The organism is Pedobacter sp. T50_32, assembly GCF_057652195.1.
Window position 1 is genome coordinate 129,528 of record NZ_JBYFBY010000004.1, and the last position, 24,230, is coordinate 153,757.

16 protein-coding genes are annotated in these 24,230 nt (G+C 37.1%); 5 read left to right on the forward strand and 11 right to left on the reverse strand.

Going from position 1 to position 24,230, the window contains the following annotated elements; all coding sequences use genetic code 11:
- Position 1: 1 nt before the first annotated feature.
- The 3 genes from AC23ME_RS14180 to AC23ME_RS14190 all read right to left on the reverse strand — a co-directional run bounded on the left by AC23ME_RS14180 (position 2) and on the right by AC23ME_RS14190 (position 3,045).
- Entirely contained in the window at positions 2-1,258 is a 1,257-nt protein-coding gene (locus tag AC23ME_RS14180) for a DUF4934 domain-containing protein (protein ID WP_487728431.1), read from the reverse strand.
- Positions 1,259-1,377: 119 nt separating this feature from the next.
- Complete coding sequence (locus tag AC23ME_RS14185; protein WP_487728432.1) at positions 1,378-1,881, reverse strand: hypothetical protein; 504 nt, start codon at positions 1,879-1,881, stop codon at positions 1,378-1,380.
- A gap of 39 nt (positions 1,882-1,920) precedes the next feature.
- Positions 1,921-3,045 (reverse strand): CofH family radical SAM protein, encoded by a 1,125-nt coding sequence (locus AC23ME_RS14190; protein WP_487728433.1) that lies wholly within the window; start codon positions 3,043-3,045, stop codon positions 1,921-1,923.
- Positions 3,046-3,714: 669 nt separating this feature from the next.
- Between AC23ME_RS14190 and AC23ME_RS14195 the strand changes: the two genes are divergently transcribed.
- Together AC23ME_RS14195 and AC23ME_RS14200 are read left to right on the forward strand one after the other, a co-directional pair.
- Entirely contained in the window at positions 3,715-4,953 is a 1,239-nt protein-coding gene (locus AC23ME_RS14195; protein ID WP_487728434.1) for a M16 family metallopeptidase, read from the forward strand.
- Positions 4,946-6,220 (forward strand): M16 family metallopeptidase, encoded by a 1,275-nt coding sequence (locus AC23ME_RS14200; RefSeq protein WP_487728435.1) that lies wholly within the window; start codon positions 4,946-4,948, stop codon positions 6,218-6,220. The genes AC23ME_RS14195 and AC23ME_RS14200 overlap by 8 nt, the downstream gene beginning before the upstream one ends.
- Before the next feature lie 40 nt (positions 6,221-6,260).
- Here the strand turns inward: AC23ME_RS14200 and AC23ME_RS14205 are convergent, their stop codons facing one another.
- The 4 genes from AC23ME_RS14205 to AC23ME_RS14220 all read right to left on the reverse strand — a co-directional run bounded on the left by AC23ME_RS14205 (position 6,261) and on the right by AC23ME_RS14220 (position 12,585).
- Positions 6,261-8,156, reverse strand: coding sequence for a DUF3857 domain-containing protein (locus AC23ME_RS14205; RefSeq protein WP_487728436.1), 1,896 nt, complete (start codon positions 8,154-8,156; stop codon positions 6,261-6,263).
- Position 8,157: 1 nt separating this feature from the next.
- Entirely contained in the window at positions 8,158-10,146 is a 1,989-nt protein-coding gene (locus tag AC23ME_RS14210; RefSeq protein ID WP_487728437.1) for a DUF3858 domain-containing protein, read from the reverse strand.
- A gap of 85 nt (positions 10,147-10,231) precedes the next feature.
- Positions 10,232-12,055 (reverse strand): outer membrane protein assembly factor BamB family protein, encoded by a 1,824-nt coding sequence (locus tag AC23ME_RS14215; RefSeq protein WP_487728438.1) that lies wholly within the window; start codon positions 12,053-12,055, stop codon positions 10,232-10,234.
- A gap of 119 nt (positions 12,056-12,174) precedes the next feature.
- Positions 12,175-12,585 carry a hypothetical protein gene (locus AC23ME_RS14220; protein WP_487728439.1) on the reverse strand — a complete coding sequence of 137 codons (411 nt, stop codon included), beginning with the start codon at positions 12,583-12,585 and terminating at the stop codon, positions 12,175-12,177.
- 349 nt (positions 12,586-12,934) lie between these two features.
- On the opposite strand from AC23ME_RS14220, the gene guaB reads away from it, so the two are divergent.
- Positions 12,935-14,407, forward strand: a complete 1,473-nt coding sequence (gene guaB / locus AC23ME_RS14225) for an IMP dehydrogenase (RefSeq protein ID WP_487728440.1) — start codon at positions 12,935-12,937, stop codon at positions 14,405-14,407.
- A 127-nt stretch (positions 14,408-14,534) separates the two neighbouring features.
- On the opposite strand, the gene AC23ME_RS14230 is transcribed toward guaB, so the two are convergent.
- The 4 genes from AC23ME_RS14230 to AC23ME_RS14245 all read right to left on the reverse strand — a co-directional run bounded on the left by AC23ME_RS14230 (position 14,535) and on the right by AC23ME_RS14245 (position 21,637).
- Positions 14,535-16,151, reverse strand: coding sequence for a RagB/SusD family nutrient uptake outer membrane protein (locus tag AC23ME_RS14230; protein WP_487728441.1), 1,617 nt, complete (start codon positions 16,149-16,151; stop codon positions 14,535-14,537).
- Positions 16,152-16,161: 10 nt separating this feature from the next.
- Positions 16,162-19,638: a SusC/RagA family TonB-linked outer membrane protein gene (locus AC23ME_RS14235; RefSeq protein WP_487728442.1), complete on the reverse strand. Its 3,477-nt coding sequence runs from the start codon at positions 19,636-19,638 to the stop codon at positions 16,162-16,164.
- A 124-nt stretch (positions 19,639-19,762) separates the two neighbouring features.
- A complete protein-coding gene (locus AC23ME_RS14240) occupies positions 19,763-20,977 on the reverse strand; it encodes a FecR family protein (protein WP_487728443.1) in 1,215 nt (404 codons plus the stop codon).
- 78 nt (positions 20,978-21,055) lie between these two features.
- Positions 21,056-21,637, reverse strand: coding sequence for an RNA polymerase sigma factor (locus AC23ME_RS14245; protein ID WP_487728444.1), 582 nt, complete (start codon positions 21,635-21,637; stop codon positions 21,056-21,058).
- A gap of 251 nt (positions 21,638-21,888) precedes the next feature.
- Here AC23ME_RS14245 and AC23ME_RS14250 point away from each other — a divergent pair, with 251 nt between their 5' ends.
- Both AC23ME_RS14250 and AC23ME_RS14255 read left to right on the forward strand, forming a co-directional pair.
- Positions 21,889-23,439, forward strand: a complete 1,551-nt coding sequence (locus AC23ME_RS14250; RefSeq protein ID WP_487728445.1) for a phosphodiester glycosidase family protein — start codon at positions 21,889-21,891, stop codon at positions 23,437-23,439.
- Between the two features lie 4 nt (positions 23,440-23,443).
- Positions 23,444-24,214 carry a hypothetical protein gene (locus AC23ME_RS14255; protein WP_487728446.1) on the forward strand — a complete coding sequence of 257 codons (771 nt, stop codon included), beginning with the start codon at positions 23,444-23,446 and terminating at the stop codon, positions 24,212-24,214.
- The last annotated feature ends 16 nt before the right edge of the window (positions 24,215-24,230 follow it).

Sequence of the window (24,230 nt, forward strand, 5' to 3'; positions counted from 1 at the left end):
ATTAGTGTTTCTTAGGTTTAAGAATGATAAGAACTGGGTTAGCCTTTCTGTCCGCTGTCTTAAAATAATTTTCTAACAGAGGTGGATATTTGCTTGCTTTGCCGGCGCTACGGTTTTTAAACTCGAACATGGTTAATGATGAGTAGCTAGTGTAAAAGCGCTCGTTCTCGTAGGCTAAAAATCCTCTATTTTCAAAATCATAACTAAAGCCAGAGTCAGTAATAGGTAAAAAATGCGAAAGGCTGTCTGGTTCTATATCTTGAAAGGAGGTAAGCTCGCTAGTGTTGAGGTTATATATCAGGTTACTTTTGCGGTCTTTATCCCAATAAAAACTATGTGTTCTTAAAAATAAATTATTTCCGAAGAGATAAGGCATGCCTAAACCATAAATCACTTTTTTGTTGTCTTCAAAATAGGTGCGTCTCTTTTTAATATAAATAGGATTGGTTAAAAAATCTGCAGGTAAAGAATTTTGGGCAGGGAATATCAGTTTGTAAGCTAATGCAACTGCTTTTGGTGTAATTCGGTAAATGTTGTAGTTGTAGTGGTTGATAAAGAAGGCCTCATTTGCGGCATATTTGCTTACACCAGCGTTGCCATACCATTCATCTTTTTCGTATTTCTTAATGTCATCTTTGAAAAACGCAATGCTATCTAATGGTTTTTGGTGCTTTAGACCCAGTTGAAAATAGGTGCTGTCTTTTCCATTCTTTACAAAGTGACCTTGTTTAATACTCGTGTTTCCGTCATCAAACTTAGTATCGTTATTAAATTTAAATTTTTCGTTTGATGTTTTCTTTACAAACTTCCCCTTTAAGTCATATAATTGAACATTTTTGGGTGTATAAATTGCAATCAGTTGCTGGTTATTGTCCTTTATAGTTGTAAAACCATAAAACTGCATTTTCTCATTGTTGTCTTTATTGCTCTCTAGCTTTGTTGCATCAATTTTGGTAATGTATTTTCCAGTCAAGTCAAAAATAAGTACCGCTTTGGTGTCGTAATCAAAAATAAGATAAAGGTTATCTATAGTTTTAAATTGAGAGATATTTCCGAACAGGCTTTCTTTGGTTGTTTCTAACGGTACAAATTTTACCTCTTCAAAAATCTGTGAAACTGCTGCTCCTCTTGCACTTTGAGGGTCTAATCGTAGCGTTACGATACTGCTACTGTCAATTTTTCCAATTTGCGCATAAAGAGTTGCGCAAGCCAGTTGGCAAACCAATGCCAAAAATAGTTTGAACCTAAAAAGTTTCATTAAAGCGTTAATTAGAGTTATTTGTTGATCAGGTGGTTTATAATATCAAACTTAATGAATATTGCGATATAAAAACCTGAGCACTAAAAACTTTAACACTTTTTAAGAAATGGTATTTGCTACTTTGTAAGCTGAAAGCTACTCAGAAAAATATCTTTGTTCTGCAGATTCTGCCCATCTGGAAGTACGCAAGATAAGCTATAGTAAATGCCATCTACGAAAATGATATTCAAGAAAATGGATTTATGTTCTTCTTCGTTTTTGCCTTCTGTAGTATAGCTTACGTAGTTTTTATGCTGCTTTATTTTTATCTCCTGCAAATTATAACCAGCGAGGGTTGTTTGTAAGCCACTTAAAAATTCGCTAGCAAACTCGTTAGTGGTTACCAATTTGCTAAATGCTCTTTGGTCAATTTTTAAATTTTGGGCAATGAAACTGTAAGTCGCGGTATAAACAACGCCAGCAGTATCTTTAAGTGCGAATGTAGTACCAGCCGTTTTGCTAGCAGCAGCAGGAAAAGCTACTGTTAATCTATTAGTCAATTTTTGTTTTACCCAATTCTTTTGAGCAAAGGCAAAAATTGAAGTTAATAACAAGAAACAGATTAAGGTCGCTCTTTTCATCGGCTATTAAAAGTCGTCCCCTTTAGAGGATTTAGGGGTTTAGTAAGAAATCACTTGCTCTTCCAATTCGGCAGGCAACTCTCTGTAATTATATTTTTGTCCACGTAATTGAGGCTCAAAACCAGCTTCTTTAATAGCCGTTTGAATGCCATTTGCTGTAAAACGATGCGGCGCTCCAGCAGCAGAAACCACGTTTTCTTCAATCATGATAGAACCGAAATCATTAGCGCCAGCATGTAAGCACAGTTGTGCCACAGCTTTACCCACCGTTAACCAACTTGCTTGAATATTTTTCACGTTAGGCAGCATGATACGGCTTAACGCAATCATACGCACATATTCATCGCCAGTTACATTGTTGCTAATTCCACGTAAACGTTTCAATAAAGTACCATCATCTTGGAAAGGCCAAGGAATAAATGCTAAGAAACCGTTGGCATCCGCAGGTTTTTCACTTTGCACCTCACGTATCCAAACCAAATGCTCAAAACGCTCTTCAATAGTTTCTACATGGCCAAACATCATCGTTGCAGAGGTTGTAATATCTAATTGGTGACAAGCACGCATCACGTCCAACCATTCTTGTCCACCACATTTACCTTTAGAAATTAATCTTCTTACACGGTCGTTCAGTATTTCTGCACCAGCACCAGGAAGTGAGTCCATGCCAGCCTCTTTCATAGCTTTTAAAACTTCAGTATGAGATAAACCTTCCAATTTTGCTACGTGAGCAATTTCTGGCGGGCCTAAAGCATGTAATTTTAAATCTGGATAAAGCTCTTTCAGTTGCTTAAAAAGGTTGGTGTAAAACTCCAAACCTAAATCTGGATGGTGTCCACCTTGCAACAACAATTGGTCGCCACCTAAACGAAAAGTCTCTTCAATTTTAACTTTATAAGTTTCAATATCGGTAATGTAACTTTCATCGTGCCCTGGGCGGCGGAAGAAATTACAGAATTTACAATTGGCAATACAAACGTTCGTAGTGTTCACGTTACGGTCAATTTGCCAAGTCACTTTACCACTCGGAACCTGTATTTTTCTCAACTCATTTGCCGTGTAAGCCAACTCGGCAGTACTCGCATTGTGATATAAAAAAATACCTTCTTCTTTGGTTAAAAAGTCAAAGTTTAAAGCTCTTTGCAGTAATTCTCCTGTATTCATGGCGTAAAGGTAAGTATTTAAAGGATTACACCGATTAAGCGATTGTACAGATTAACTAATTTTAACTTCTAAATTATATTGTGACTTATTTGAAAAACATTTATTCGGTTTCATCGTTGCGATAGTCCCGCTGTACGCTGCTATCTTTTTGTCATGTTGTTCCGTCATTTCGAACGTAGAGAGAAATCTAAAAGTTCAATGCTGTTAGGTAACAGATTTCTCCTCGTTCCTCGTCGAAATGACGCAACAAAAAGTATATCCGCTGCCATCGGGTTTAATTAACAAAAAACAGTGCTAATGAAATTCATTTTGCTTCCTCCCCCTTAATCCCCCTCCAAAGGGGGACACATGGCGCTTAGGCATTTCGCATGTCCCCCTCTTTGAGGGGGTAGGGGGAGGAAATTAACTCCTTTTCTAAGCGCCACTTATTGGTTATGCGCTTTGTCGGTATTTTGTTGCACAAGCTGAAGTTAAATAAACCCAATAGCAGCGACAGCTCCCGAAGTGCAACGAGGGACTACAGCGGATAGTGGGGCTTGAGAAGCTATGAAAAACGGGCGAACATTTTTTGAAAAAAATAATCAACCACACGCAAAGGTTTTTCAACTTTACACTCACTCAACAATAAAAGAATTTAACAATAAAGCAATTAATCTATCTTTGCAGCCTATGGTAAATTTTAATCGTTTTACACTAGCCAATGGTTTAAAAGTTTTGGTTCACGAAGACCCAACAACGCCAATGGCAGTTTTAAATATATTGTACGATGTGGGCGCTAGAGATGAAGAGGAGGGACGTACGGGTTTTGCGCATCTATTTGAGCATCTGATGTTTGGTGGTTCTATCAACATCCCAAGTTATGATGAGCCTTTGCAACGCGTAGGCGGCGAAAACAACGCTTTTACAAGTAACGACATCACGAATTATTACATCACTTTGCCAGCAGCGAATATAGAAACTGCTTTTTGGTTAGAGAGTGACAGAATGTTGAGTTTAGCATTTTCTGAAAAGAGTTTGGAAACACAACGTAACGTGGTTTGCGAAGAGTTTAAACAACGTTATTTGAACCAACCTTATGGTGATGTTTGGTTAAAGTTGCGTCCATTGGCTTACGAAAAACACCCGTACCGTTGGGCAACTATTGGGCAAGATTTAGCACAAATAGAAAATGCTAAAATGGAAGATGTGAAAGCGTTTTTCAAGAAGCATTACAATCCGCAGAATGCCATTTTGGTAGTTGGTGGAAACGTAAATACGGAGGAAGTTAAGAAGCTTGCCGAAAAATGGTTTGAACCAATTCCGGCAGGCGAGAAATATTTAAGGAACTTGCCTTCGGAGCCTGAGCAAACAGCAGCGAGAAGCTTAACCGTAAATGCTGATGTGCCTTTAAATGCGATTTATATGTCGTTTAAAATGCCTGCAAGATTAGATGCTAACTATCAAGTTTTCGATTTATTGTCGGATATTTTATCGCAAGGACAATCGTCTCGTTTGTTTAACAGCTTGTTGAAAGAGCAAAAACTGTTTAGCGATATCAACGCTTACATTACCAGTAGTTTAGACGAAGGTTTGTTTATTGTTGAGGGTAAATTGGTAGAAGGTGTAACCATGGAGCAAGCTGAAACTGCAATTTGGCAAGAGCTAGATAAAATCGCATCTGAATTGGTTACTGAAAACGAGTTGACAAAAGTGAAAAATAAATCGGAATCGATTATGGTATTTGCTGAAATGAGCTTGTTGGACAAAGCAATGAACTTGGCTTATTACGAACTTTTGGGTGATGCTGCTTTATTGAATGTAGAAATCAACAAGTATTTGAGCATTACAGCCGAGCAAATCCAACAAGTGGCACAAGAAACGTTTAAGAAAGAAAAATCATCAACCTTATATTATTTAGCCAATGCTTAACAGAACAGTTGCTCCTGCCTTTAAGCAGGTAAATGATATCAATTTTATTAAACCAACGGCAAAGCAGTTGAAAAACGGTTTGCCTGTTTATATTGTAAACGCTGGCGAACAAGAGTTGGTGCGTATCGAATTTATTTTCGAGAATGTAAACTGGGATGCACAAAAACCTTTACAAGCAATAGCTGTGAACGGTTTAATTAATAACGGAACGAAAAACTTAACTGCTAAAGAAATTGCAGAAAAAGTGGATTACTATGGTGCATTTTTGCAAACCGAATACGGCGCAGATTTAACTACCATTACGCTTTATTCGCTAACTAAGCACTTGCCATCGGTATTGCCAATTTTGTGGTCGGTACTAAATGAGAGTATTTTCCCACAGCACGAGCTGGATATTTACAAGCAAAACCAAAAGCAGAAATTGCAGGTAAGCTTGCAAAAGAACGATTTCTTAGCTCGTAAGACCTTTGCCCATGCAATTTTTGGTCAAACACCTTACGGGTCAGATATCAGTTTAACTGATTATGACCAATTGCAACAAAGCGATTTGCTTGATTATTTTAAAGCTGCTTTTCAAGCTAAGAATTGTACCATCGTTATTGCTGGTAAGTTTATAGATAAAGATTTTGAGGTATTGGATGGCGTTTTCGGTGGTAACTGGGAAAACACAGGAACTGCAATTAAAAATAGTTTCGAGTTTGTAGCGCAACAGGATAAAGATTTGTACATCGAAAAGCCAGAAGCACTACAATCTGCAATTAGAATGGGGAATTTGAGTATTAGTCGTACTCACGAAGATTTTCCATCATTGCAAATTCTAAACTGTGTTTTTGGTGGATATTTTGGTTCGCGTTTAATGGCGAATATTCGTGAAGACAAAGGCTATACTTACGGCATTGGTTCAGGAGTTGCTTCGTTAAAGCATGCGGGTTATTTCTTTTTAGCTACAGAAGTTGGCGCCGATGTTTGCGCAAGTGCGTTAACAGAAATTGAAAAGGAAATCAATATTTTAAGAAGTGAATTAATTACTGATGAAGAGCTTGATTTGGTTCGTAATTTTATGCTGGGTTCACTTTTGGGAAGCTTAGAAAATGCTTTCTCTCACGCAGATAAATTCAAGAACATTCATTTCGCTGGCTTAGATTATGGCTATTATGATAACTACATCCACACAGTTAAAAATATTACTGCCGAACGCTTGAAAGTTATTGCTAATCAATATTTAGATTGGAATGCGATGACTAGGGTAGTAGTTGGGAAGAAATAAATAAAAAAGCCTCGACATTTCGTCGAGGCTTTTTTATGTTCTATATTTTCGTTAGCACAGCTTTCAACTTATCGGCTTGATAAATTTTCTTGTAAAAATCTACATAAGCATTGTATTTCTCTGCAGGGAAAACTTTAGATGTCATTATTTGAGTGCGTTTATAAGTGATTGTACTACCAGATACCGAGAACGAAGCGCTATACTCTCCAAATTCAGAACTTAGTTTAACGTCTTTTGGAAGAAATTCTACATTAAATCCTTTTGGTAAAGTGTATATAATTTCATCTTCGTCTGAATAATCAAAGGGTATAGCAAAATTTGTTTTTCTATTAGTAATTTTCTCAGGGACACTTTCTTTTCTATTAATTTGATTTACAGTTAGAAATAGCTTGTCAGCACCTTTGCTCAATAATTGTCTAGTCTGGTAAGCTATTTCTTCGTTAATAATAGGTAACTTTTTATCTGCCTGCTCAAATTTAATTTGTTTAAGTTCTGCATCAGCAAAACCTAAGCTTTGCACTGCTTTCTTTCTAACTTCACTAGGTTCAGATAATAAATTAGAGATATTATCTTCATATTGAGCACTACCGTAGTTAGATTTTATCACAATTGTGGCCAATCCATCTTCGGCTAATTGAATATTTGTTTTTCTAACTTGGTAATTATCGATACTGCGATATTTCGGAGTTCTTACCAATTGGCCACCATTTTCTGTCACCATTAATACATTTCTATCTGCATTATCATAACCAATATATCCCATCGGATAATTTTGGCTAGTGCATTCTAAAAAAGTAGTATCTTTTGCCGAAGGAACTGCTAAAATCATATGGTTAGCTTGCCCAATGCTCGAAAAAGATCTATTTAGCTCTGGGATACCACTACCAATTACAATAAGGTTAGATTTTATTCCGGCCTCCTTGAGTAAGGCCTTCATGTAGTTAGATAAAGCCTTACAATCTCCATAATTTACCTGAGCAACTTTTTCTGCCAAGATAGGCTTAAAACCGCCAATGCCCAATTGCACACTTACATAGCGAGTGTTCTGTTGCAAATGATGATAAAGAATTTGCATTTTTTCTTTATCTGTTTTAGCATCTCTAATTAATTCTTGTACCAAGGATTTTTTAACTGGAGGTAACATGTCTCCATTTTCGTTCAACTTCGAAATCCATGCACCAAGGCTGTTCCATGTACTCAAATCTCCTTTAGAACTGTCAAATTCAAATTGATTCGGGGCAATTTTAACCCAAGTAGACAGTTGATCGAACCCAGTGCTTAATGGCTCCTTAATTACTGCAGGCACATTGTTCGCAGACCAAGAATATGTCGTTTTTCCATTATTGGAAACAGAATCCGTTTTTAAATCTTTACTGCTCAAAAAACGAACGTTTAAGCCCGCATTTTTTTGAAAAGAATAGCTTGATTTTTCAGTAGAAATATGATATCCTTTTAATGATCTCCAAGATGGTAACATTAAAATTCCATTGAAGTCTTGAGCGTAACTATATTCTATTGTATATGGATAAGTAGTACTTGAAAATTCCAATGTTTTAATCCTATCGTCTTGAAAAATAGTGTAGCTAGAAATTAGACTTTGATCCTTAAAATCTGAAGATTTGTAATCTCTAATCTTTTTGCCATTAGCGTCATATACTGCTGCTTTAATTGCATAAAGATTGGAGAATTTGTCGTACGTTTCGGCAAACTCTGCATAACCGTCTCCAGCCTTGCTTAAAATAGTGATGGCCGTTTTATATTTAATGGTGCCCGAGCCAGCATTTTTATATTCGTAAAACTGTTCTTCATTTCTAACTACAGCTACTGCATCTTGCTTAAGCTCATCGGGTATTTTACTTGCATCATAATTGTTTTGCGCCCATGTAAATGAATAAATTGAGGCAAGCAAGAATGTTAAAAAGATGTTTTTTTTCATGTTAAGACTTTTTCTTGAATACAATTTGCTCAGCTTGTTTTTCTACAATGAGTTTGAAAAGTTCTTTAATATCGAAATACTCTTCAGGTGAGAAAACACTTTTATTTATTTCGATTACGCTTTTTACCACAACTGTTTTTTCTTGAGACAAAAAGCTAATGCTAAATGTCCCTTTATTATCAGGTAATTTATAGATACCACCTTTAGGAAGTTTATCTATTTCGTAATCAGTAGGGAAGTTTATTGAAGCCCTAATTGTTTCTTTCATTGGGTAGGCAAAATCTACTGGAAAAATCCTGGTTTCGTGTTTAAAGAAGTTTTCCTTAGTGCGTTCGTATAAAAGTGGGTTTAAATACACCAAATTTCCAGCTTCTTCTACATTATCTTCAATAGTTACAGTAAGTTCTTCGTTTAAAATCTCATCAAAGTTGTTTAAATTATGGATTTTGTAGCTCTCTATTTCCAAACCTTGTTTATCTTTTTTTAGATTTTTAATAAACTCTGTTTCAGATGCGTTAGAACGATATTTATTTCTTAAAGAAAGTGCTCCATAGCCTTTATAATACTGGATCATAGTGCCTTTTAACTTGTTTTCCTTATCAAGCGTTAGACTATAATTGTATATTTTTTCATCGCTATAAGTGGGCTCAGTAGCTATCCAAGCTCCGGCAAATGATTTTAAATCGATAGCAAAACCTTGATGATTTAAATTTTCATAAGAAACCATTCCTAGAAAGTGATCTTTACTTGTTGCATCTAAAATGATGTTTTTGCCACCAATGTTTGCTTTAACAAGAATGTTGTTGAACTTGGAAATCATAGGGTTGCCGGGGTGAGCCCCATTGCTGCGGGTACTTACTAATACCGGATTTGCATTTATTTTGGCCTCTTTAAGAAAGATTAAAAGTAAGAGGTTAATATCTGCAGAAGATCCTGTCTTTTTATCAAGAATTATTTTAGGATTTGTTTCGCTAGCATACATACGATAACTATCATTCCATTTCACGTTGCTCTTAATGTAATCGTATATTAAGCTAGTAATTTTTAGGCTATCTTTTTCTGTTTTAATAATGGTAGGGAGTAGGTTTTTTGCCACCGAATTTTTCTTAACAAATAAGCCAAAGTTTTCATCGTCAGCTAAACCTTTTATAATTTTTGGCCACGTACCGGTATAGTCTCTATAAATGTCGTTAGGATAACGAGTTGCCATCAATTCAAAATCAATAGACGTGATATAATCATCCATTGTGGTAACAAAAGGCTCTTTTTTTAGGGCGGGAATATTTTCTAGGACGTATTGCGTATGTCTGGCATTTGAAGTAAGACCTGGAACATAATTTGCATGAATGTCAGTGTTTTTTGTTTGATTAATTCTATAGAAACCATTAAAAGATGGCTTATAAACTAAATATTCTGGTATCTGTACATTGTATTCAGAATATATGGTCGGTACCTCGGATTGAAATGACCATCCTTTTAGATTAAAGGTAAAAGGAGATTTTATAGAATATTTATACTCTATAACTGAACCTTCTTTAATGTTTCCTAAGGTGTATTTTTTGATCTGGTAATTCTTGTTGAATTCTTCAGTAAATTTAGAATCCCTGTTCAGCTTGGTAATTACCATTTTGCCAGCTTCCATGTTGTAGGTAGCGGCTTCCATTTTTGACAAGTCTTCTCTAGAGTTGTTATTGCTGCCCTTGTAAAGAGGAATTTGAAAATCAGCTAAGTCGTAACCATTTTTATTGATGATTTTGTAACGTACATGTCTTTCAAAAACAAAGACGAAGCCATTAGTTTCGTTATATTGGAAATAGCAGTCGCCAATATCGAATAATTTTACCGCTGCAGCGGCAGAATCTTGCCCAAATGGCTTTGCTGCGAAATCTTCAGTCGTTACTTTTCCGAACTTAAATTCTTTTTTTTGCGCATAGGCAGTTATAGATAGGCATATCATGCCCATGAGGGAGAGTAGGCGTTTAATTTTCATGGCTTTTCTTTATAACACAATGATAATAAAGAAAAACCGCAGAAAAAATAAAAAAAAATCAAAAAGTTTTGATTGTGGAAAAAGCCTAGTTTTCTTTCAGTAAAGTCACTTTCCCATCCATGGTACTTACTAATAAAGTCTTTTCGTCAATTACTTTAAAAGTGTTTACCATAGAATGATCTATCTTGTGTGCCCATAATGTTTGCTTTGCTTTGGGATCGATACAATAAACCGTTCCATTTTTAGTGCCAAAGAATAGCTTGCCATTTTTCTCAATCAAATCTGATGGCGTGTGCTCGTAGCCGTAACCTGCATTGTATTTCCAAGCCAAACCTTCATCAGTTCGGGTGGTTTTGTAAGCCACTATTTCATCTTGCATCGTTTTGCCATAAACTAGCGTACTATCGGCAGAGATACCAATAGATTCACGAACTTTTGCTTCACTGTTGCGCCATAAAGTTTGACCAGTAGTTACATCAATTGCAGTTAAAACTCTGTCGGGTGCGGCAATGTAAATGGTGTTGTTTGTAGCAACTGGTGTAACCATGGCAGGTGAAAACATCCTGTTAGCATGTCCATTGTTCCATTTCCAAATTAACGAACCCATGTTTATGTCTAGTGCGTATAAATGCCTTCCCCAGGAACCGAAAATAATTTTACCTTGATAAATTAGAGGTTTGCCAACAATGGTCCCCTCTACTTCGCTGAACTGCCATTTTAACTTCCCTGTTTTCACATCAAGTGCTTTGAAAGTATTATCGCTTGCACCAATAAATACTGTATTGCCATCTACAATTGGCACTCCGAGAACTGATTTGTTTGCAGCTACTTTCCAAGCCAATTTGCCTTTTAAAGTAAGCGCATAAATATTTCCATCGCCAGAACCCAAAATAACCAAGCCATTGCTAATTACGGGCGAAGAATAGATAGCTCCTTGAGTATGATATGTCCAAACGGGTTTGCCAGTTTTTATGCTTAAGGCTTCAACTGAACCTAAGCTGTTGCCGAATATAGCCACTTCGTTAGTGTAAGCTGGCGTGTTTACTACGTTTGCGTTAGAATGGTAAGTCCAAACTGCTTTTACGTTATTGTATTTATTATTGATAGAAAAATCTGGTCTTTCGTAAGTTTTATTATCGTTAACGAAAGTTTTTAGAGCAATTTTTCTCCAAGTTGGCAGCATTTCTCCGTTTGGTTTTCTAGTAGTGAAGAAAACAGAATCCTTGGTCATGTTAACAATATTGTAACCACCAATGCTGTCTTTAGCTCTTAAGTTAGAACGACCCATAGTTGCTTCCACACCTTCGAAATTGTAAGCTTTGTTTTGGTGGCCGTGACCGCAAATAGCGTATTGAATATTTTTGGTTTTAATGCGATCGGTAACTTCGTACCAGTTGTCTAAGCTATTGTCGATAGGGTAGTGGTTAACAAAAACCACAGGCATGGCTTTTGGTGTTTTCTTTAATAAACTGTCTAACCAAACAGTGGCATCACGGGGAATATGTCCATCGCTCATACGCACATAAGGGCCAGAAGCGCAAGCTATAAAACGGAAACCATTATGGTCGAAAGTGAATTTATCATAACCAAACTCTTTGATGAAAGAAACACCGCCAGACTCCGACCAACCTGTATCGTGGTTACCTGGAATAACGTAGAATTTTTTGTTTAAGCCCGATAGAATTTCTTTGGCGAGTTTTAGCTCTTCGTTGGTGCCCATTTCGGTGATGTCGCCAGTAACTATGACGAAATCTAAATCTGTTTGTTTGTTGATGTCGGCAACAGTTCTTCGTAAATCTTCTTCTCCGGTGGCAGTGCCAATGTGCGTGTCGGTTACAAAAGCGTACTTGAAATTCTGTGCATAGCTAAAATTGGCAATCAACAAAAAGACTGCAAACAAATTTTTCATCTAAATATTCCTAATAGTTCTACTAGTTGAAATTAGGATAAATATCTGTTGTAAAAGAATTCAATTGAAATTTTAACGTATATGATTAGGTTTTCCATTTTGACTGTTAGCTAAAATTTTTAATTATAAGTTGCATAAACTAAGACAGGTTTGCCATTCTCGCACTTGGTAGAAGAAGGAGCAATTCTAATCTCACATGTTGATACGACTTCCCATTTTTTGTTATAAGCTGCTTGAAGAACCGTATATTTTTTTACTAGGTCTTCAAATTCTTTTACGTTAATGCTTGAACTATAAGCGATGTAACCAGTAGGACCGCCACAAGCTTGCGAGCCTATTTCCGTAAATTTGAGCTCATAATTTGTCGTTCCCCCACAAGTACTGCTTTCGGCTAAGCTTTTGATCTTAGTGTAGAGCTGTTCGAGCTGTTGCTCGTCCCTATTTTTGCTTTTTTCTTTGTCACAACTGCTAATTGAAAAAGTAATGAAGAGGAGGATTAGGGAGTATAAGAATGTATTCGGTCTGTTCATTGATTTAGGTTTTGTAGCCCATACGCGGTGATTTTGATAAACGCTACAAATTGGCGTAAAATAGTAGTAGTATTTTTTGTTAAATAAACCTGATGGTAATGGATATACTTTTTGTTGCGTCATTTCGAACGCAGAGAGAAATCTGTTACATAGAAGCATTTTACTTTGAGATTTCTCTCTGCGTTCGAAATGACGATGGAAGGAATGCAAAAAGATAGTAATGTACAGCAGGACTTCCAATACCTATGAAAAACAACAATAGCTTTACTTAAATATAACAATCTGTATTTCATTTTACGGCAAAATATTGTATCTTTGCCCCGCAAATAAGAAAACTAATTTATTTGCTATGCAACTCGATCCCCAAAAATTTATTGCTTTAGGTTTAACATACGATGACGTTTTGTTAGTGCCTGCATACTCAGAAATTTTACCTCGTGATGTTAACACCAGCACCTTTTTAACCAAGAAAATTCAACTGAATGTACCTTTGGTTTCGGCGGCTATGGATACTGTTACCGAGGCAGAATTAGCTATTGCCATTGCGCAAAACGGCGGTATTGGTATGTTGCATAAAAACATGAGCATCGATAGGCAAGCTGAAGAAGTTCGTAAGGTAAAGCGTTCGGAAAGTGGCATGATCCAAGATCCAGTGACTTTATTAGAGACTTCGGTAGTTGCAGATGCTTTTAAAATCATGAAAGAGCATAGAATTGGCGGTATTCCGGTGGTAACTGCTGATAATAAGTTGGTAGGTATTATTACTAACCGCGATTTGCGTTTCCAAAAGGATATGAGCAAGCCAATTGCACAAGTAATGACCAAGGAAAACTTGATTACCGCCCCTGAAGGCACTACGTTAAAACAAGCAGAAGAAATTTTACAAGACCATAAAATTGAGAAACTACCTGTAGTTAATGCAGAGGGTTTCTTAAGTGGCTTAATTACTTTTAAGGATATCCAAAAAGTGAAGCATTACCCATACGCTTGTAAAGATGAGCGTGGCCGTTTACGCGTGGGTGCTGCGGTTGGCGTAACGCCAGATACTTTACAGCGTGTAGATGCTTTGGTAAAAGCTGGTGTTGATGTCATTACTATTGATACAGCTCACGGTCACTCAAAAGGTGTAGTAGATAAGTTGAAAGAAGTAAAAGCCAAATATCCAGAATTACAGGTTATTGTGGGTAACATTGCTACGGGTGCAGCGGCTAAATTTTTAGCAGAAGCAGGTGCCGATGCAGTTAAAGTTGGTATTGGTCCAGGTTCTATTTGTACTACCAGAATTATTGCTGGTGTAGGTGTACCGCAGTTATATGCAGTTTTCGAATGTGCTAAAGCATTAAGAGGTACTGGCGTTCCGGTTATTGCCGATGGTGGTATTAAACACACTGGCGATATTGCAAAAGCAATTGCAGCTGGTGCAAGTACGGTAATGGCGGGTTCGTTGTTTGCAGGTGTGGAGGAAAGCCCAGGCGAAACTATCATTTACGAAGGACGTAAGTTCAAATCTTATCGTGGCATGGGTTCTATCGAAGCGATGGAGCAAGGTTCTAAAGACCGTTATTTCCAAGATGTAGAAGACGATATTAAGAAATTAGTGCCAGAAGGAATTGTTGGCCGTGTGCCATACAAAGGAACTTTGGCAGAGGTAATGTACCAATACATTGGCGGTTTACGTGCAAGTATGGGCTATTGTGGCGCTGCTAGCATCGAGAAATTGCAGGAAGCGCAGTTTGTACAAATTACTGCTGCCGGTATGCGTGAAAGTCATCCACATGATATCACAATTACTAAAGAAGCGCCAAATTATACGAGTAAGTAGATTAATAAAACTGAAATCCGAAGGAGAAAGTCTATTTAAAAAGAATTTCTCATAGAGGATTTGCTAGCATCATAAAAAAGCCGTTGTCGAAATTCTCGACAACGGCTTTTTTTACGGACACTATATTTTATAGGTCATTTTGCTTAACAAGTGGGTTACGTTGTATTTCCAAATCTGGGATTACAAATTGCCACTCTTTGGCGCCCGCAGGAAAAAATCTACTGGCTTCACCTACAGCTTTTTCTTCGTACATGTTGAAATTAGAAGCCAAAGGGTCCAAATTAGTAGGGTTTGCATTGTGTTTCCAATTGTTGGCCGAACCGCCTTGATTGTAACCTGCTCTAGGAGCTGGTCCTCTATCTAAGTTCATATTTAAGCGTTTTAAATCTAAGAAACGGAAACCTTCGCCCCATAATTCAACACGTCTTTGAAACATTACTTCTTCTGCCAAATCATTTCCTGTTTTTGTACTTAATACGTAAGCTGGGTCACGATCTTTTGCTAAAGTGAATAGAGCCTCACGTGCCTTTACATCTTCTTGGCCACTTCTTGCATAACCTTCTGCCATAATCAAATACATTTCTGGCAAACGTATCAAGGCTAAATCAGCAGTGATAATAGCGCCGTTGTAAGACGATGATTTGCTATCGGGAAAATCTACAATGAACTTTTGGCTCATCCACTTGAAAGCGTTTCCAGCCGGAGGAATTACCAACCCAGGGTGGTTAACAACATTACTCACCCAAAGTTGCTTCCTGATATCTGTACTAGGGATTTTCTCGTATAGTAAGTTATAGATAGCTCTTGGCGTATTCTTATTATAAGAAATGTTAGTATTTGAAATGTAGCTGTAAAAATTAAAAAGGGTAGCGGTTTCTAAAGCTGGCTGTGCTATTTTTGCCCAAATCCACTCGTTGTTTCTAGCGTCGGCACAACGACCTTGTTTGTAATCGTAACAACTTTTGTCCATTCTTGCGCCCGAATTATCTACTACTAGTTTTGCCATTTCTGCAGCTTCTAACCATTTACCTTGTGTAAGTAAAACACGAGCTTTAATTGCTCTAGCTACATGAACATTGATGTGCATTTTGGTTGAACGTTGAAAAGTAACGTTAGAGAGTAAACGGATAGCTTCATCTAAATCATTGTTAATAGAAGTATAGGCTTCTTCTACTGTAGATCTAGCTTTAGCGTCAGTAGATGATTCTGTTCTTAGTACAATGCCTAACTGAGTGTTGTTTCCTGCACGGTCGTAACGTTTGCCATAAAGTTGTACAGCACAGAAATGTGAAAATGCCCTATAAAATGTAGCCTGCCCTTTAATGTAGTCTCTTTCTTGTTGAGGCCCTTCTGCTCCGTCTATATTCTCTATAACCATATTGGCGTTGGCAATAATTCTATAGATGTATTCGTATATATGACGAGGATATTGATTGGTTGGCTGTCTGTGGCGGGTCCAATCTGTTTCTGTACGGAATTGAGCATTAGATTTAGTGTAAACCAGATCTTCACCCAGAAAATCCATATACAACATATAATACTGATAACCCATTTTAGGCGCAAAATCACCTTTTTCGTACATTAATCGATGGATACCGTTGATAGCCATTAAAGCTGTTTTGGTATCCTTAAACATTATTGACTGGTCTACTGCGCTGGTGGATTTTGTCTCAAATAATTCATCTTTGCATGATAGCGCTGTCACCGCAATAAATCCACATATTAATAATAAAATCTTCTTCATGGTTAATAGATTAAAAAGTTAAGGATAAACCAAAAGATGCGATAGTAGAAGGAGGGTATACATCATCGTTACCAATGTATCCTGATTGGAAGTTCCTTCTAGGGTATACTCCTTTTCTAGCAGTAGTTAACCAAGCATTATTTGCTGAAAAGTAAATAAGAGCATTTGATATGTTTTTGCTTTTCAAAAAGCTTTTAGGTACGTTGTAAGATAAATTTACATTTGTTAACTCTAACATATTAGATGAGACTAACCATCTGGTAGAGTTTGCTGCTTCTATATTAACAACATTGGTACCTGACGTTACAATAGCTATATCAGTAATATCTCCAGGTTGGCGCCATCTTTTAAGCAAATCTTTGTGTTGGCTGCCATAGGTTAATGAACCTGTCATGAAAGATCTGTAACCTCCGTCGTAGAATTTACTGCCTAATTGATAGTAGAAATTAACTCTCAAATTAAAGTTTTTCCATGTAACATCGGCTCCAAATCCTCCAGTTAACTTAGGCATTGCAGTACCAGTATAGCCATACAAGCTTTTTTCCACGTTTTCTGTGTACTGCACGCCGTCTATTTCTTTCAGTTCGTTAGGAGCAAAGGTAAATCGATCAAGATCTGCTCGAAAAAGGTTAAAGCCAGTTTCAGGATTTACACCGTACCATTCTCTCAACCAAAAATCATATCTAGAATGCCCAGCTTCAATTTTATAGATAGAACTAGTGTATGGATCTACTGGTAAAGAAGTGATTTTATTTTTGATGTAAGTAGAATTTACATTAAAGCCTATAGTCCAATCATTTGTTTTAAAAACCTGCGTATTCAAATTTACTTCTACACCTCTATTGTACATCGATCCTGCATTTTGATCAATTGTTCCTATTCCGGTAGATATTGCCTGAGGAACGCTGAATAACAAATTGCTCGATACACGGTTGAAATATTCCAAAGATCCATTTAAACGGTTGCCGAATAAAGCAAATTCTGCACCAACATCAAAGCTTTTCGAAACTTCCCAAGTTAACTCTCGATTTCCTAAACTAGATTGTACATATCCTGGTTCTCCATTATTACTAGGTGCATAAAGTGCTCTCCATGGATAGTAGTCACTCAAATCATCATTACCCACTACGCCATACGAAGTTCTTAATTTTAACTGGTTCACAAATTTTACGTTGTTCATAAAATTTTCTTTGTGAATGGCCCAGCCTGCGCCTACCGACCAAAAATTACCCCAACGAACATCTTGATAAAAACGAGAAGAACGATCTCTTCTAAAAGATGCCGATGCGAAGTATTTCTCATCATAATCATAATTCAGTCTAGATAGATAGCCCTCTACACGATAATTATGAGTATATGAGTTAGGATTTGCATTGATTTCTGTAAAATTTGCATACTCAAAATTGTCGCCTAAAATAGTCTGAGTTTTCATAGAAGTAGACATATACCAATATTGAAATTGATAACTTTCGTGACCTGCAAGAACATCAAAATGGTGTTTGCCGAAGTTCTTACTATAGTTTAAGAGTTGCTGGAATGTCCAGGTTGTGGTATTGGAAGTGTTTTGTGCCGATGAACCTGCCGTACCCAATTGAGGGTATGCAAATCCTCCGTTCCAGCTACGAAACATGTTAGAGCCTAATGTGCCATTCGCCGTGAATTTTAAACCTTCTAAAAGGGTTACATCTGCATATCCTGTAAGGTTTATCGTTTGGCGTAAAAGCCCCCTATAATTATCATGAACCTGAAACGGGTGGTTACTACCTGAATAAGCATCTCTCTTAGGGATAACAATAGAACCATCTGCGGAAGTCCATCCGCCTCCGAAATCAGGTATCTTGTTGCCTTCAGCATCCAGGATATACTGACCAGTGGCTGGGTTATGCAAATGGATTGGAAAAATATTGCCTAAATATCTGGTAGCTCTGAACGGATTAGAAATTGCGCCGCTAGTTTCAGATTGCTCACCAAAAGATTTTGAATGGCCAACATTAAGATTACTTCCCATTTTAAGCCATTTGGTTATTTGAGAATTAACATTTGCTTTTGCAGATATTCTGCTAAAACCAGAGCCAATGATAAAACCTTCTTCATTCATATAGCCTAAAGAGGTATAATAGTCCGTTTTTTCTGTGCCTCCGCTTATAGCGATAGTGCCATCGTGCCTTTTTCCCGTCTGCGTTATACCTCCATACCAATCGGTATCATCTGCCCAGTGATTAACGGCATTCGGATTTAGCTTTCCATTGCTGTCGAACAATTCTGAGGCACTCATTAAGTAAGGATTGTAACTAAGACCAGCCAATAAATTTGGACCAGCCTGAGCATTAGCATTTTGTAACGTACTACCATTTAATAACAAAGAGTTTCGATGAGATTCCCAGTAAAGTTCCATGTAATCTTGATCGTTTAAACGCTCGTAATCTGTGCTTTGTCTCGATGTTAAACCAAAGTTGTATTTTGCCACGATTACAGGTTTCCCAGATTTTCCTTTCTTGGTGTTGATTAATAAAACGCCGTTTGCTCCTCTGGCACCATATAGTGCTGAAGAGGCAGCATCTTTTAGAACTGTAATACTCTCAATATCATTTGGGTTAATACTGCTAATGGCATTGTCATAATAAATACCATCTAAAATAATTAATGGGTTATTACTAGCATTCAAAGATCCAAGACCTCTAATGCGGATTGTGGGTTCAGACCCTGGTTGTCCGTTGGATGTTCCTATTTGTAAGCCAGGGGTTGTACCTGCTAACGCTTGCGTGACTTCCGTGCTTGGTCTGTTTTTAAAAACATCTTCGTTAATAACTGCTGCAGAACCTGTAAAGGTACTTTTCTTGGCGGTACCGTAAGCTACTACCATTACTTGGTTCAGGGTTTCTAGCTGTGGCGACAGTCGGATGTCTATCTTGTTACGCCCATTTACAGCAATTTCTAAATTTTGGTAACCTACCGATGAAATCAATAATACGTCAGTAGCTTTCACGCCATCTAAGCGGTAATTGCCTTCGCTATCTGTTGATGTACCTTTTGTAGTGCCCTTAACCGAAACGTTAGCGAAGGGAATAGGATTTCCATCTTCGGCAGAAAGGATCTTTCCAGTAAGTTGTTGCTGTACTTGTTTGGTATCAGTATTTTCCAGTTTCGAAATTGGCTTTACAGCATTTGTTTGCTTTTTATACAGTACAATTGTTTTGTCTTCTACCGATGCCTGTAGTGGTTGATCTACTAGAATTTTATCTAAAAAGTCTAAAAGGGGCATGTTGCTAGCTGCAATAGATACTGGTTTAGTTTCTTTTAAATGAAGTACATTGGCGTAAACAGCGTAGCCAGTTTGTTTGCGAATGTTGTCTAATACTTTTGCGAAAGGCAGTTTGTTTGCCTTTAAAGTTATGGTTTGGGAATAACCGGCGGCACTTACATGAATGAAACCCGCCATGAGAAAGATAATAATCAATCTCAATACTCTAAATAGGTAATGGTTCATTAAATTGTTTGAGGTTAGGATAATAAAATGTTTGGTTTTACTTTTTGAGGAAAATGTTGATGGATTTTCCTTTTTTTAGAGACGCAAGTTGACGTCTATTTAATTACTTTGTTTATACGCGTTTTCACCTCCCGTTTGCTATATTATTAATAATGACTTTGTAATTATTGTTATGGTCCGTTTTAATGTGATATTTAATAGCACTGCTTTCTAAAAAGCGTAATACGGTTGCAAGTTTATCAGTCTTAAATGCATTTCCCGTAAATCTATCGGTGGGGATGCCTCCTTCGTATTCGATCTTGATGTTATACCAACGTGCCATTTCTCTCATAATTTGATCAAACGATTTGTCATCAAAAGAGAATTGACCAAATTTCCATGAGATAACTTTATCAACATCAACTTTATTTATTTTGGTATCCGATCCGTTTAATATTGCCTGTTGACCTGGCGCAATTTTATCAGTGTTTTTAGAAGATAGATTAATAATTTCTACGCTTCCGTTTACCAACGTAGTTTTAAAGTTTGGCTCATCGGCATAAGCTGAAACATTGAACTCGGTACCTAATACATTTATAGTTTGTCCGTTACTGGATACTTTAAAAGGAATACTCTTTCCAGAGACAAGCTGATGTTTTACTTCGAAGTAAGCCTCGCCTTCTAGTTGGACAACTCGTTCATTTGTCGCAAATTTAGACGGATACGTTAGTTTACTATCAGCATTTAGCCACACTTGACTTCCATCTGGCAACACCACCTTGTAATTGCCGCCCATCGGAGTTTTTAGTACCAGTGTTTCTGAAGCAGCATCGTTGTCATTTACAATAGACGATCCGTCCAAATAAGTGATGTCATCCCCAACAATAATACCCGATTGCTTGGAATTTAAATCAATGGTTTTTCCGTTTGCAAGTGTAAGTGTAGCCTTATTTCCTCCTGGTAGAATATCATTAGCTTTGCTTGTAATTTCGGTTGTCCTATTTTTTGTTTGGCTATTAATGTAAAGAATAGCGGTAGTTGCAAATATTAACAATGCGGCGGCATACGGTATCCATTTACGTATGATATTATACGTAGGAGCAATTTGGGTTTGCTTTGTATTCTCTGCAACTTTATCTAAAATTCTCTGTTCCCGATCAGAGGCCTCACGATTGTTCCATAGCTCCGAGTAAAGGCGGATATCTTCAATTAGTAAATCGGTTTGAGCGAGCCGATCTATCAACTGCTGGTTTTCAGGCTTGACATTTGCCCACTGCTGAAGTTCCTCTAACTGTTGTTCGTTAAGGCTGTCGTTTAGATATTTGCCTAGTAACTCTATTATACGGTCTGTTTCGTACACTTTGTTTCGTTTTAAGATAGAAACGAAATCAAGAAACAGATCTGTCCAAAAAAATGAAAAAAATAGTCTAGTTAATTTCTAATCACCAAGTAGTGCTGTTAAGATCAAATACGCAAATGGATCTTTGCCAGCAAACACTTTACGAATAGTTGCTAAAGCTTTTTTCTTGGCAACGAATACGGCATTTGGTGTTACATCCAAGCGCTTGCAAATTTCTTCTGTTGTGAGCCCTTCTAGATAAAGCATCTTAAAAACGTCCTGCTGCCTTTGAGGAAGATTATTAATTTCTTGAAATACCAATTTAATAACCTCTGAGTGAATTAGATGAGTTAATGGGTCTTTATCTCTTAAAATTAAATCATCATCTAGCTCAACAGTACGATTTTTAGCTTGTTGCATTGCCGATTTTAGATAATCAAAACAGGCATTACGGGTGCTGATGTACAAGAAAGATTTAATATTGGTTTCGTTCTGGAAGTTCTCTTTGCGTTGCCATAATTTCGAAAAGGTATCAGCCACGATTTCTTCAGCGGTTTCCTTATTGTGGCAGATTTTATAAGCATGAAAGGTAAGTGCGTGTAGATGTTGTTTCATTACATGTTGGAAAGCAATCTCGTTTCCAGCACGAAAGTTATACATTAAATCATCTGGCTTTTTCATGGATAAGCTAATATAGTTATTCAAAAACAAATTTTGACACTGGTAAGAAATTGAAGCAGATTATCGTCAGGAAGTTGAAAGTAGGAGTATATGTAAGCTAATACTTGACTTTCAAAACTGGCGCTTGATGTTTAATAAAATTAATAAATGCTTCCTATTTAAGAATAAAAATTAAAATTATTTTTTAGTTAATAATTTATTTTAATAAGTTTAACATGAATTTAAATTTTATTCTCTAACCAAAAAACTGTATGAAGAAATTTTTACTTACTATTTGCTTCGCTGTTGGCTTTTGTAGCTATAGCAAAGCGCAAGACATTTTAGTGAACCGTTATTTTAATAGTGGCTCGGGCGATGGTGTGGATGATGCTGTTGAACTCGTAGTAGTTAAGGATCACCTTGACATTAGGAAATACATTATTAAAGATTATGCCAATGGTGGTACCAATTTAGTTGACGGTGGGTCAAAATTTCGGTTTAACGACATTAATCCTTGGAAAGACCTTAGGTCGGGCACTACAATAGTTCTCAGGAGAATGTCGGCAACGCAATTGGCATCCTATACGCCAGATCTTGATGCTTCAGATTTCAAAATAAGTATTGCCGTAAATGATACTAGGTACATGGAAGATCTTGCTGTTGGTAAAGCTTGGAATTTTACTGTAAACGAGGTGGTTTTAGTTAGTGCTGACACCGAAACTACCACTGGAGATGGTGCTAATAAAGCAATTCATGCGCTAGGCGTTGGTATTGGCAATTATTATGGAAGAGCAGAATGGAATGCTATCATGTCTCCCAAAGCTTTATTAGACGGTTACACTGGAGGAAATAATGTAAAAGGTGTAGTTGCTTTAACTATGCCAAATGCGGCTACTTATACTACACCTTTTGATCTAAATGCTAATCTAGTTAACCTGCCTTTATACTGGCAAAAAGAAACGGCTTTAATGGCTGGTTTTCCTGCTGGAATTCAAGTTTTCCGTACTACAACTCCTTATATGGGCAGACAGATTAATGCGTATGCGGTAGTTTTTGATCCAAGGTTAGTAGAATTTAAACCTACCCATTCTGCTACATTTAAAACTCCAGAAAGCTTTGTAAACGATGAGCCAGGAACTGTTTTAGCGTGTTTAAATGGAGGGTTCTTCTATACTGCCGCACTAAGTCATGTTCAGTACAATGGAACAACTGCTGCTTATAATGTAACATCACTGAATCGCAATGTTTATAACAGCACACAAAGTACATATTACCCAACTAGAGGTACTTTCGGTCTTTCTCCAGCTTTAAAACCAGATATCACTTGGACTTACAAATTTGTAAATAACAATGTTACTACTGTGTATTCTTATCCAGTTCCTGCACCAAATGATGTCAATGCAGCACCCCAGCCAGTACCTACCCCAGCAGGCGGAACACTTTGGAATGTAGTAAGTGCAATAGGAGGTTCTCCTGTGTTGGTTAAAAATGGCGTTGTGAATGTTACTTCAGCAGAAGAATTAGCTGATCTTGATAACACTGCTCAAAGAGGTAGATCTGCGATTGGATATACTGCAGATGGGAAGGTTGTTTTGCTAGCTATTGAAGGTGGTAACACTACCGTTAGTCCAAACGTAATGGGGTTAACTTTAAATGAGTTGGCTAATTTGATGATGGATATGGGGTGTGTGTCAGCGCTAAACCTAGATGGTGGCGGTTCTACAACACTACGTATCAATAATCAGTTAACGGTGCGTCCATCTAATACTAATGGTGCAGAACGTACCATGCCAGGTGTAATCTTAATCAAATCTAAAAACTAAGCTCATGAAGAAAATCATCATATTATCAGCAATTATATTTTCGGCGGTTTTTGTAAAAGCGCAAGCCGTAGACTTAACTAAGCTTTTACAAGATATCAATGGTGGAGACGTAGCTTTCTCCACGACTAACGAACAAGGTGCTACCATTAACACTTATGCAGATGTGAGCTGGGGCGATGGCTTCGGTGTAAATAACAGAGCTTTTATCCAAGCGTTAAGAAATTTAGTTTTGCCTATTACTTTAAGTAAATTCAATGCTAAAAAAGATGCCGATGCTGTAAGCTTGACTTGGGCAACTACGATGGAAAGAAATGCACAACACTTCGAAATTCTACGTTCTACAGATGGCAAGAAATTTGAGCGAATTACAACTGTAGGTGCCAAAGGAAACTCTAACGAATTGGTAAATTATTCTTTCAGAGATACGAAACCAGCTAATGGAACAAATTACTACCAGTTAAAAAGTGTAGATAGAGATGGTACTTTTACTACATCTATTATTGTGGCAGTACAGTTTGATCTTAATAAAACCGATGTAGTAGTCATTGCGAATTCAGCAAATCAGAATATCAAGGTTAATGTTTATTCGCCGACTGCAAAAGTTGCTAATTTTTCAATTTCAGATATTAGTGGTAAAGTATTATTCAATGCAAAAAATATTTCCCTGCAAAAAGGAAACAATGTATTGGAATATACTTTAAACGCACCGCCACAATTGTTAATTGCATTGTTGGCTTCTGCTAGCGAAAAAAATGCATATAAATTTTATTATTAGTGTTTGATTAAAATCT